Below are 11,966 nucleotides of genomic sequence, written 5' to 3'. Positions count from 1 at the left end.
ATGATCAGAGTTAAACCCAATGATTTTCTATCACATCGTAATGACGAACAAAGGTATCTGGATCTAGCTCATATTCATCATCTTCTGGGTAAAGTTTGGCAACTTCAATATCCTGACCGGCGAAAGCAATAATAGACTCACGAGTCGGCCAATAAGTAATCAGAGTTACCTCGAACGTTAACTCGTCCACTTCTCGACCAAAAATTTGAGCCCCTTTAAAACCTTCGGTAGCAGATGTGTCTTTCACACCTGTTTCATATAAGTAAGCAATGAAACCTTCTTTTTTAGCCATTGGGCAACGGGCTTTCCACTCTCTTGCGATCACGTTAACTACTCCTCTTCTATGACCTATCTACTGCCTGATTCATCAGGGCGCATAACATTGTTTATATTAATATTGTTTACTATATCAATAATTGATGTGCTAACCTCAAAATTGGATGACTAACTCAAAGCACCAAGTATTACACTTCATAGACGCTGTAAAACGAATTCAAAGTTTTACCTAGATTGCTGACTTATAAAAATAATTAATGCATTGGTGTGTAAATATGAAGTTTGATTTTTCTGCCTGCGACCTTCAGGTTGCAGACGCTTCAGCACAAACTCTTGCTAGTATTTTATTGGATAAGGGTTTTGGTGAGCATCATTTTATTCAAAGTATGCCTCAAGAAAGGCTTACTACCTTGAGATTTAAAGAATTCGGACCGCTTTCTATTTTAGAGTATGCAGTAGGCCTTGCTACACACGTTAGTTCTTCCAATGTAGAAAACGCTTATTTTCTACACGTGATTTTAGCGGGTCATAGCGTCGAGCAGCATCAAAATGGGAAGCGCATTCTTAAGGCGGGGGATTCTATTTTCATAATGCCAAAAACCCGTTTTGAGGCAAATGATTCAGCTGACTGTAGAAAGCTTATTGTTAAAATTCCTACTGATTTTTTAAATCAAACAGCACGAGAGTTTGGTTATTTATCTTCTTTAGATCCAATTCAGTTCGATTCAAAAGTAAGCCAATTCCCGCTGACAGGGCCTTTGTTTAATCTGCTAAACGACATATTGCAGCAAGATAAAGATGAGCTCTATGAACGAGCATTGATTTATTATTGCAGACTATTAAACAGTGGGATTTTAAATATGTTTGATAGCAATGTTGGCCCAAGCACCCTTCCTAACAAATCGTTACATCGCCATATCGAACGTATTCGCAATTATGTGTTGGATAATATTACAACTGACATAGCAATCGATGAATTAGCCCATTTGTGCCAAATCAGTCGTAAGTCACTCTACAATCTTTTTGAACGAGAGACAGGACTCACACCTTCTGCTTACATTCGTCGTCTCAAATTAGAAAGTATACATTCTGAATTGAAAAACAATGAGCGTATTAAAAATGTGACACAAGTTGCACTAAAGTATGGTTTTACTAATTTAGGAAGATTTTCGGCTCAATACCGTGAGCAAATTGGGGAGTTACCTTCACAAACATTACGTGATTTTTCGTATTGATTAAGAGTTAAAAAAAACAAACTGGGCAAAAGGGTAAAGCCCAGTCTGTTCTTGTCAGTGCTCTTTGTTAAAACTTATACATCGCCATGACTTCTACTTGCTGACCTGCTGGACGAGTTGCTATGTTGCCGCTCGGAGCACTATTGGAGGCTGCGTTTTGATCACGTAGCTCTACACCAAGCTCAAGTCCAGGAAGGTAAGTGTAAATCATGTTTGCTGTTGTTGTTTTAAGAGTGTCATCGGCAAGAGATGAGTTCACTTCATCAGAAGTTACTTGGCCGTAACGTAGGTTAACTCGAAGTTTGTCGCTTATCTTATGGCCAATGCCCGCTGAAAAGCCACTGACAGTCACTAAATCGCCATTGCCGTCTAATTCTGATGTAGCAGCAGTTCCTGCAGCACCGTTATAACCCCAGCCTGCATATATTGCAGCACCTTCACCAGAAAAACCACTCAGCGTTACACTAGTATCGCCAAAATTCAATTTTGCGGCCAATGACAGTGCTGCCCCAAACTCAGAATCACCATTATTCAAGCTAACATCACGGCCTGTAACTGCAACGTTTAAGGCATGACCGCCTGATGTACGATGAGTATAAGCTGCCACCATATCAGGATAATGAGCTTCATTGTAAAGTGGATCTTGTAAGGTTAGACGCATACCGTCTTTTGCATAATGTACAACAAGATCAGGTCTCACAACCGAGCCATTCCCCGAAACAGTACCAATTCCAGTTCCATAGAAATTAATCATTTCTGTATCAAACGGCGCATTAGCGAAGAATTGTCCAGTCCATGTTTGACCAATAGTTAAGTTATCAACCGTAATCGTAGCGTGGCGTAAACGAAACACTGAAGATGCACCTCTGAAGTCCCCTTCAATAAACCCCTTCAGGTTATGATCACCCTCTTTACGACTAGCGGTGAAATTCAAACGAGACTGGCTTGCGCTTCCTTCAAAAGTACTATTGCTTTCGTCAGGGTTATTAAACACACCTTCGGCCTTAAGATAACCGCCTACGCTAAATTGAGTGCCATTAAAATCACCTAATTCCAGAGCAAACCCTTGGGAGGAAAGGCTGGCAACGATAACAGCTTGCGCGACTTTATTTTTCATTAGCATATTGATACCGCCCTGTATTTTTCATTTATATTTATTATGGGAAGCCAATATCGCAAAGAGCAGCGTAATGAAATAGCCAAATAGTGCAAACTTTGTACATAAAGTGCAAAAAAAAACAAATAAAAGAGCAATAGAATTAAAAGAGGCTAATTTTTAAGAAAAACTGCTAACAGATTTGAGAGCAGTTTTATTTTATGGCGGGAGTGTTATAGATAAGTATCTATATTAAATTAAACTCGAAACTGCTTCTGCAGTCCCATCAAGAAATTACGCAAAATTTGGTCTTTGCATTCGCAGTAGTGGCGATTGTCTGGCTTACGGAAGAACGAGCTAAGTTCATGCTTGCTTAGATTGAATTCTGCTAGCGACATGATATCGAGGATTTCTTCCGCTTGCAGGTTTAACGCAATACGCAACTTCATGAAGATAGCGTTATTGGTTAGGCGCTTTTCAGGTTCAGATTGCGGACCTTCGCGTTTACCACGCTTGGTGTTAATAAAACCATTTAGAAATGTTGCCATCTCTACATCAATCATTTCGACATAACCTGCATCGTCTTCTTTCTTTAGCCAGCTAGTAACTTGCTCTTGCGATGCAATGCCATCTGCTGCAGCAAAGATATCAACTATCTCTAGTTCTTTTAGGTCAAAGGTATAGCGAAGGCGGCGTAAAATATCGTTGTTGTTCAAAATGATTTCCTAGTGTTAGGGGGCATAAATAATAGTAGGCGCGACTCTAGCAGATTGGCAAGCATTTACCTATATCTGTCGCTAAATCCGTAAGAATATCGTCGAAAATGCATGATTATCGTAAAATTCTAGATTCTGTCTGCAAACTATATTGATTAGAAACAAAACTGGCGACTTAATAGCTTGTATCTCTTACTTTCATGGATGTAAGCCAGTGAACATTACGCAAAAACCCACACTGATGGATATCGAGGCCTCCCAAAAACCTTCAGTCGATAAATCAAGTCCAACAAAAGCCAAGAAGGTCGTTCGGGTTATAGAATTTGATTATCTACGCGGATTGGCCATTGCATTGATTGTGTTAGGACATTCTGTAACAAATACCAATGACGGTTTCCCAGTTTGGTTAGAGAACATCGTTCGTGGTGGCACAGGCGTTTTTGTATTTATTTCTGGCTTTTTCTTTCATCACATCTTTGCCCAACGCTTTGATTATCGCCGCTTTATGTCGAAGAAAGTGATGAACGTGTTGGTACCATTTTTGGCAGTTTCTGCTTTCGCTATTGTCGTAAACTTCTTCGGTTTTATCTTAGTCGATCAGGCAAGTGTTCCAGAAGCCTTCGCCCTATGCTGGGAAGTATTACAAAAGGGATTCGTATTGTTCCCACATTGGTACATTCCTTTCATTATGGCGACTTTTTTATGTTCAGGGCTGCATTTCCGCTATTTGAAACTGCCATTATTTGCCCAGCTTTCTATTTTAGCAGCGTTTACTATTATTGCAGTGGTTATCCATCGCCCGGCAGATAACGTAAATGTATTGCAGTCATTGGTGTATTTCACTCCCTTCTATTTATTGGGCATGCTGTACTCACAATATTTAGATTGGATGAAGCAGTACTATAGCTACTTTTTGGTCGCTGCGGTTATCACGGTGATCGCAACAGTCTGGCTGCAATCTGGTGTTTTATTTCATGCAGGGGGATTCCACAAAACGGCATTTGAATGGGGTGGTATCGATTTACAGTTTATTCAAAAAATGGGGTTATGTATTTTACTGGTTGGCTTTTGCTCGCATTGGGTTTGGTCAGCGCTTGGAAAACACTTAATCATGCTTGCCTCCATTAGCTTCGCAATTTTCTTTTTGCATCCATTATTGGGCATGATATGGGGAAATACGAAATATTTTTTACTTAACGCAGGCTATATAGAACCCAACAATACCGTGCTCTACAGTCTTATTTCATCGGTATTTTTGTTCGTCTTTCAGTTCTATGGGTCGGTGTGGTTAATAGGGAAATTGAAGCGTCTATTTGGTTCGAAAAGCCGATTACTGATTGGAGCATAATGATCAAATACATCTCCCCTGAAACATAATAATATTTGTTGTTATACTTTTATTGTAATCTCTTAAAGTCACAGAACTGGTTTTATCGAAAAGCATTGAAGGACGTGGATTATGATTAGCATAGAGTTTTTATTTACCTCATTAATTTTAGTGCTCATTCCTGGCACTGGAGTGATTTACACGATTTCAACAGGACTGTTTCAAGGAGCTCGTGCTTCATTTTCTGCAGCGCTAGGTTGTACTTTGGGAATAGTGCCTTCAATGCTAGCCAGTATTTTTGGCTTAGCTGTTATTCTGAATACCAGCGCAATGGCTTTTCAAGTTGTAAAATTTATCGGTGTTGCCTATTTGCTTTATCTGGCTTGGTGTATGTGGCGTGAAACTGGTGGATTAGCATTAGAGAAAAAAGAAGAGCAAAACATCAACTTATTTCAAGTAGCTCTGAAAGGCTGCCTGATCAATGTTTTAAACCCAAAGCTGACTATCTTTTTCTTAGCATTTTTACCACAATTTATTAACTCAAATGTAACTTCAGCGACCAGTCAAATGCTTTTACTTGGCGGTATTTTTATGGCAATGACGCTCATTGTTTTTATTCTATATGGAACACTCGCAAGCAAAGCGCGTCAATACTTAATTGGCTCTTCTAAAGTTGCAAAATATATGCAACGAACCTTTGCAGCAAGTTTTGCTTTATTGGGTATGAAGCTCGCATTTACTGATCGCTAAGAGGTTGCACACAATTGGCTCGTTATGACACCTGATCAATTGCATTAAAACTCATGTTATAGAAAATAAAAAAACGCCCATTTTCACAAATGGGCGTTTTCGTTGTGCAAAAGTTTAAAACATTATTTCTTCTTCGGTTGGCGACCGTGATATATCGCGAAGCCTCGGTCTCGATACAAACGCGTGTGAGAACCCAGCGCCGCGTCTAAAATTGGTGGATAACGCAAGAAGTCGTTCGCAACTACAAACAGCTCGCCGTTCAATGTAAGGTGTTGTTTAACGGTCATAAAGAAGCTTTCAGCAATACTGTAGTCGGTATTCACGCCACTGTGGAATGGTGGGTTGGTAACGACATAGTTAAAGCGGCCTTTAACTTCATCTAAGCCATTGGAAGCAATTAAAGTCACCGCGTCGCTGACTTGATTCGCAGCGAAGGTTAATTCCGTTGCTTTTAACGCCAAGACACTATCATCTAAAGCGGTAATACGCGCGCCAGTTTTGTTATGCAGCCAAAGAGCGATAATGCCGTCACCACAACCAAAGTCGAGTAATCGAGCGCTAGCAACATCACTCATAAAACGATGCTGGTTTAGCTGGTTTAATAAGATGTCGGTGCCTTTATCTAATTTGCCATGCCCAAAGACACCCGGCAAACTGCACAGTGTTAATGTTTGACCTGCAACCTCTTGCTTCCAAGTTACAATCCAATCTTCAAATACAAATGGCTTCGCAGGACGACGCTTGTAGCCTGCGTAAAGCAAACAGTGTTTGGCACCATCATGCTTACCTACCTCGTCTAATCCCGCTTCTAGACGCTTCATCGAGGACTTAACGCCGCTTTTATTGTCACCCACTAGCCATATTTGTCCGCCATCTTTTAAAAGAGGTAAAACTGACGCAAGCAAATAATCCAATAACTCTTTGGCTTTAGGCTGATAGATAACAATGTGATCGAAGTCACTGCCATTCTCTAACGCCCATTGCTCGGACAAGAACAGTTTTTCATCCGCAAAGCCGACTCGCAACAAAGCATCATAAAAGGTTTTAGATTGGCACCAAGCATACACATCCGTTTTTTTGCTTAAATCAAGTGGATAGGTGTCTTCAGGGTTAGCAAATAAAATTTTGCCGACCAATTCTTCTTCGTTGCGCACCAACAATTGGCTCGTCAAGTTAAGATTCATAAGTTACAGATAGCTCTTTAATAGATAAGGTGGTTACAGGCGCTAATAAAGTATTCAAACGCTCAGTAGGAAGTTCTGGTTGCACTCGCGGATAACGAGGTGCTTTTCGGTCATTGAGCAAAGGCGATGCCCAGCCTTTGGTTAAGGTTAGAAAGTCTTGCGCAAAATCATCACCGTGTTCTAAGCAACCAGACAAAATAACATCTAGGTAACTTAGTGCAATGGGACACTCATGGTGAGGTTCAATCACATCATCCGTGTGATAAACCCAATAAGTGCCTTCCGGCAAAGGATGGTCTTGATACGTTGTTAATTGCTTGGCGTCGATTACGGCTCTTTGATAGCCTTTCTCTCGCTCATCAAATAAGGGAAATTGATCATAAGGTACTTCGACCAATACACCATTACAGGTTTTCTCTGGTGCATGGATCACGGCAACAGAACTCATGCCATACTCAACCGACATTACCGACCAATGACGCTCAAATCCATGTAATTTAACTGGCCAAACCTTGCCAGTTTCGCCTGTTTTCGCACGGCTTTCACCATTAATTAGGCTGCCATAGCCCAAAATAAAGTGTCGATCTAATGCGCTCATAGCGGCCTCCAAACAAAACGTGCCAAATCAAATTCCCAGATAACCTGCATGATAACGTGTGGCTTTAGACAGTACTAGCTTATGTCTTCATTGATCGATAAAGGAGGATAGATAAAACGCAAAATCAGGGCATTTATTACACTATTCATGCGTAATTTTTGATGATTTTTCGACTGGTTTTGCTTGTTCTAGCACGTTATTGTTAAGAATTATAAAAAACAACAAGGAGAGTAGTGTGGAATCACCAATACTTTTGATTACTGGCGGCGGGAGAGGGATTGGCGCGGCAACAGCGAAGCTTGCCGCTCAGCAAGGCTATCAAGTAGTTATTAACTATCGAAAAGATGCCTCATCAGCTGAAAAAATCGTTGCCGATATTATCGCTTCAGGTGGCTTGGCTCATTGCCTACAAGCAGACGTAAGCGATGTTAAACAAGTCACAGAAATGTTCTCAACGATTAGACGTAATTGGGGACCAATTAAAGCATTGGTTAATAGCGCCGGTGTGTTAGATCAACAAGCTCGTTTTGTTGATACCCAGCCCGATCGCTGGCAACGCATCTTTCAAACCAATGTTTTCGGCACTATGCAATGTTGCCAAGAAGCCTTTCAAGACATGGCGCTGAGCCGTGGCGGCCAAGGTGGTGCTATCGTGAACGTATCTTCTCTAGCTTCTGTTTATGGTTCGCCAAATGAGTATGTAGATTATGCAGCAAGCAAAGGCGCTGTTGACTCTTTCTCAAAAGGCTTTGCCTTAGAGGTGGCTGGTGACGGCATTCGCGTTAACGTGGTGCGCCCTGGTTTGATTTATACTGATATGCACGCTGATGGAGGCGAAGCGGGGCGAGTGGATCGTATTGGGCCTAACTTGCCGCTACAACGTGGTGGACAACCAGAAGAAGTCGCAGAAGCGATCCTCTGGTTACTCAGCGACAAATCCAGCTATTCAACTGGAGGCTTTATTGACGTCGGTGGTGGCCGCTAAGTCAGCAAGACTATTTAGCGACCACACATTGAAAAGAGCTAGCCTTAAGAAAATCGCCCTTATTGTATTTTGCGTAAGATGGATAAGGGCACAATGGGCGCTGCATATCCACCATACGAGCCGTAATTTCTGGGTTTTTCGCGCGAGTAGCAGCGACAATACTTTGGGGAACTTTCTTTTTCTCTACCCATGAAATCAATGGCTGCAGCATATCGAATTGATCTGTTGATGGTCCACCTTGTCCGTGAGGCATACCAGGAACACGATATAAACGCACAAACTCTGATGCTCTGCCTTCAAGCGTGAAATTAAGAAAATCATACCAACGCATAGTGTCTTTCACAGAAAAAACAGGGTCGCTATTGCCATGGAAAATAATCATCTTCCCACCATGCTGCTTAAACTCAGTTAATTTAGGTTTGGCGGCATCTGGTGTTGTCATGGTCGTCATCGCGGATTCTTTGAATTGATTATTCGTCCCATAGATTTTGGGCGCGTCTTTATCAAAATCAAACTTAAGCAGATAATTTTCTAATGAGTAAATATCACCTGCAACATTGGAAAAAGGCGTGGTGAAAATATGCGCTAATGAAGCGGCCCCCATCACGACACTTATAGGCTTATTACTCCAATCTGAAATAGTGCTTTCAACTTTCCACATGCGCCAGTTATCAGAGCTAATCCCCGTATCATAGGCCCAGTCGGTGTATAAAGCTTGATTCTTTGAATCATGTGGTCCCATTTGCATACGCATCAGAGCAGCGACTTTGTTTAACGGCAAACAGTCGCGATCAAAATTACTTTTACAAACGAGCGCTTTGGGATTAAAGACTTTTTGGCAAGCGTCAGCTGCAAATATCATGTCATCGCTAATACCGTCTAAAGTATCGCATTGATCCAAGATACGTTTTGCAAATACTTTTAAATCACGTGGCGTTAACGATTGGCTAATATCATCGTTTACTCGATGCAACGCCTGAATGTCCCAAGCATGCTGTAACGCAGCTCTAGGTAAATTAAAGCCTGGATAACCCACTAATAAACCATCAAACATATCTGGGAAGCGCGACGCGGCGACCATTGCCATTCGCCCACCATTTGACTGGCCAAGACCATATGAATATTTAATAGGTGACTCGTAATAATTTTCAATCAAAGAACGAGCAACAGGATTTAACTTTTGTACCGCACCATAGCCATAATCACGGCGCGCTTCAGGATCATGACCAAATACCGCAGGACCTGCTAAACCAGCTTCTGGATTGGCTTGAGCATCATGACCGCCATTACTTGAAACCACTGCGAAGCCTTGGTTGATCGCATACTGAGAACTAAGAAGTCCCGTTATCGCACCTAACGCAGGCTTAACTTCACCATCATTTCCGCCATTAAACTGATATCCAAAACGCCCTTGCCAAAAGTTAGGTAACCGTAGCTCAAATTGAATCGAATAAAACTTACTATCAACCCCCATACGTTGTGACATGACACCCGAAACCAAGCAATAGGTGCTTCTAACCTCTTTATCTCGACCCATCATCGTGGTTTTAATTACTACACCTTCAGGTGCTTTTTGGGCTAACGCCTTACAATTGACAGCGTAGGCGCTGCTGCTACCGAAAAAGAAAAGTACAAAAATCGGCATCAGATAGGTTAAAAGCGTTTTCATTCACATCATCCTGTTTGATTTTTGGTGTCAAATCAAAAAATTATCCAAACGATGGCAGCAGCTTTAAAGACAATGACTGAGGCAATGTTGGGAATGCTCTTTTGCTATGGGATTCAACGGGCAAGCATTCAAAATAACGAATAATGAGATAAATAGAAAGTTATCGAGCTAAACAGAAAGGAAATAAAAAACGGGCTCAGAAAGCCCGTTTTGTAAAGCATGGATTAATGGGCAGCAAACACCAATAAATTGGGTGAAACTTCATTAAAATCCAATGCCATGGTCACACTAAGTGCCGTAACAGTGATGATAGAGAAGAAGAACACTTGTCGCGCCCAACCATTCACATCAATACCCGGACGGTAGCCTCGTAACGCCATAGCAAGCCACCAAAGACTGGTAGCCAGAGCAACAACCATAAAACCAATTCCAACATAGCCAGTCAGCGGTAAAAGTGCTGCGACGACTGCAAAGGCAGCAATATGTAGAATTATATGGCGTTTTGCTTTCGCGATACCTTGTGACACAGGCAAGACAGGAATCCCTGCCGCTTCGTAATCTTTATAGCGAAAAATAGCGATTGCATAAGAGTGTGGCATTTGCCAAATACAAAACATTGTAAGCAAGATAGCGGCACCAGCATCGAACTGACCTGCTGCGGCGCAATACCCCACAACCGGTGGAACAGCACCAGATAAACTACCAACAAAAGTCCCATATACGGACTTGCGCTTGAAATACATAGTGTATAAACCGACATAAACCACGTAACCAAATACGGCAAAGGCGACCGCAACCCAATTAGTGAAATATGACAGCAAAGCAAAACCAATAACACCTAACACAATACCGTGGAAAAACGCCGCTTTACCTGACATCTCACCATTCACCGTCACACGATTACGTGTGCGCTGCATTTTTGCATCAATATCTCTATCAATATAGTTGTTAATGGCACAGCCAGAAGCAACCACCAACGACAAGCCAACCACTGTCGCTAGCATAAGAATCCAGTCAATCTCGCCACGGGAGGCTAAAAAGAAGCCCCCCGCAACAGAGATGAGGTTACCCATAATGATGCCAGGCTTTGTCACCTGAAGATAACGCTTAAACATCTTTACAGGCTCCCGTCGGACACACATTACTTGTAATGAAAGAAGTCCGCATAATCATCAAATAACTCTGCTTACATCATCATTGCGTTGGAAGCGTAGATAATCCAAACGGATAACGCGACAACCATCACAATAATTACGGCAGAGAATATGAATGAATAAGTATCCAACTTACCTTGTTCAGAGAAGTCCAAATGAAGGAAATACTTCAAATGAACAAAAATCTGAACAATGGCTAACAATACGATTGTTATGTAAGTTGGACCCTTATCGAACGCTTCCGTCATTACCATCCAGAATGGAATACCAGTCAAAATAACAGACCAGATAAAACCAACCAAGTAAGACTTCACGCTACCGTGTGAATGCGCTTCAGAAGAATGATCGCTCATTAGATCGCCCCCATCAGATAAACAACGGTGAAAACACAGATCCAGATTATATCCAAAAAGTGCCAGAACAAGCTTAGACAAGCCAGACGAGTCAATGATCGACCAGTCAACCCTGTCATCATGATTTCAACAGCTAAAATAACCATCCAAATCAAACCTGCTGTAACGTGCAATCCATGCAAGCCAACAAGACTAAAAAACGCTGACAAGAAAGCGCTAGCTTGAGGGCCATTGCCGTTATGGATCAGATGCTGAAACTCATATATTTCTAGGGCTATAAACACGCCACCAAAAATAAAGGTCGCCAGCAACCACATTAACGTACCAGAACGGTTTTTGTTATGAGCACAAATCATTGCAAAACCGAATGTGATACTTGAAACAAGTAGCGCAGCCGTGCCCGCAAGGATTAACTCAAGATCAAAAATATCTTTACCGGAGACACCACCTGCTGTGTTCATAAAGAGCACAGCGTAGGTAGCGAAGACAGATGCAAACAACAAGCAGTCTGTCATTAGGTACAGCCAGAACCCAAATACAGTGTTTCCACCTGTATCATGGTGTTCGTCGTGATGTGCACCAGCTTCGTGAGCGTCGTGCGTATTCATATGTGTAGTGCTCAT

13 protein-coding genes are annotated in these 11,966 nt (G+C 41.8%); 4 read left to right on the top strand and 9 right to left on the bottom strand.

Annotated features, from left to right (window positions below):
- Positions 1 to 10 precede the first annotated feature (10 nt).
- Complete coding sequence (locus tag TY87_RS05260; RefSeq protein ID WP_072838653.1) at positions 11 to 325, bottom strand: antibiotic biosynthesis monooxygenase; 315 nt, start codon at positions 323 to 325, stop codon at positions 11 to 13.
- Between the two features lie 226 nt (positions 326 to 551).
- Between TY87_RS05260 and TY87_RS05255 the strand changes: the two genes are divergently transcribed.
- Positions 552 to 1,511, top strand: a complete 960-nt coding sequence (locus TY87_RS05255; RefSeq protein WP_072838654.1) for an AraC family transcriptional regulator — start codon at positions 552 to 554, stop codon at positions 1,509 to 1,511.
- Positions 1,512 to 1,578: 67 nt separating this feature from the next.
- Here the strand turns inward: TY87_RS05255 and TY87_RS05250 are convergent, their stop codons facing one another.
- Positions 1,579 to 2,634 (bottom strand): hypothetical protein, encoded by a 1,056-nt coding sequence (locus TY87_RS05250; RefSeq protein WP_100186262.1) that lies wholly within the window; start codon positions 2,632 to 2,634, stop codon positions 1,579 to 1,581.
- A 230-nt stretch (positions 2,635 to 2,864) separates the two neighbouring features.
- The gene (locus tag TY87_RS05245) at positions 2,865 to 3,323 is read right to left on the bottom strand and encodes a YehS family protein (RefSeq protein WP_072838656.1); all 459 of its coding nucleotides are present in this window, start codon (positions 3,321 to 3,323) and stop codon (positions 2,865 to 2,867) included.
- A 214-nt stretch (positions 3,324 to 3,537) separates the two neighbouring features.
- On the opposite strand from TY87_RS05245, the gene TY87_RS05240 reads away from it, so the two are divergent.
- A complete protein-coding gene (locus TY87_RS05240) occupies positions 3,538 to 4,671 on the top strand; it encodes an acyltransferase family protein (RefSeq protein ID WP_100186261.1) in 1,134 nt (377 codons plus the stop codon).
- Positions 4,672 to 4,782: 111 nt separating this feature from the next.
- Entirely contained in the window at positions 4,783 to 5,400 is a 618-nt protein-coding gene (locus TY87_RS05235) for a LysE family translocator (RefSeq protein WP_100186260.1), read from the top strand.
- Positions 5,401 to 5,522: 122 nt separating this feature from the next.
- Here the strand turns inward: TY87_RS05235 and TY87_RS05230 are convergent, their stop codons facing one another.
- Together TY87_RS05230 and TY87_RS05225 are read right to left on the bottom strand one after the other, a co-directional pair.
- Positions 5,523 to 6,584: a class I SAM-dependent methyltransferase gene (locus TY87_RS05230; protein WP_072838665.1), complete on the bottom strand. Its 1,062-nt coding sequence runs from the start codon at positions 6,582 to 6,584 to the stop codon at positions 5,523 to 5,525.
- Positions 6,574 to 7,182 carry a gamma-glutamylcyclotransferase family protein gene (locus TY87_RS05225; protein ID WP_100186259.1) on the bottom strand — a complete coding sequence of 203 codons (609 nt, stop codon included), beginning with the start codon at positions 7,180 to 7,182 and terminating at the stop codon, positions 6,574 to 6,576. The genes TY87_RS05230 and TY87_RS05225 overlap by 11 nt, the downstream gene beginning before the upstream one ends.
- A 235-nt stretch (positions 7,183 to 7,417) precedes the next feature.
- Between TY87_RS05225 and TY87_RS05220 the strand changes: the two genes are divergently transcribed.
- Complete coding sequence (locus tag TY87_RS05220; RefSeq protein ID WP_100186258.1) at positions 7,418 to 8,167, top strand: SDR family oxidoreductase; 750 nt, start codon at positions 7,418 to 7,420, stop codon at positions 8,165 to 8,167.
- Positions 8,168 to 8,177: 10 nt separating this feature from the next.
- On the opposite strand, the gene TY87_RS05215 is transcribed toward TY87_RS05220, so the two are convergent.
- From TY87_RS05215 to cyoC, 4 genes are all read right to left on the bottom strand, one after another.
- Positions 8,178 to 9,836: a tannase/feruloyl esterase family alpha/beta hydrolase gene (locus TY87_RS05215; RefSeq protein ID WP_100186257.1), complete on the bottom strand. Its 1,659-nt coding sequence runs from the start codon at positions 9,834 to 9,836 to the stop codon at positions 8,178 to 8,180.
- A gap of 224 nt (positions 9,837 to 10,060) precedes the next feature.
- Positions 10,061 to 10,951 (bottom strand): heme o synthase, encoded by an 891-nt coding sequence (cyoE, locus tag TY87_RS05210; RefSeq protein WP_100186256.1) that lies wholly within the window; start codon positions 10,949 to 10,951, stop codon positions 10,061 to 10,063.
- 71 nt (positions 10,952 to 11,022) lie between these two features.
- Positions 11,023 to 11,343, bottom strand: a complete 321-nt coding sequence (gene cyoD / locus TY87_RS05205; protein WP_024024358.1) for a cytochrome o ubiquinol oxidase subunit IV — start codon at positions 11,341 to 11,343, stop codon at positions 11,023 to 11,025.
- Complete coding sequence (cyoC, locus tag TY87_RS05200) at positions 11,343 to 11,966, bottom strand: cytochrome o ubiquinol oxidase subunit III (RefSeq protein WP_024024357.1); 624 nt, start codon at positions 11,964 to 11,966, stop codon at positions 11,343 to 11,345. Before cyoC ends, cyoD begins: the two co-directional genes overlap by 1 nt.

Origin of the sequence: Marinomonas sp. BSi20584, from assembly GCF_002792415.1 — a bacterium.
GTDB classification, from domain to species: Bacteria; Pseudomonadota; Gammaproteobacteria; order Pseudomonadales; family Marinomonadaceae; genus Marinomonas; species Marinomonas polaris.
The sequence above is the reverse complement of the archived record's forward strand: the minus strand, read 5'-3'. Positions and strand labels throughout refer to the sequence as shown.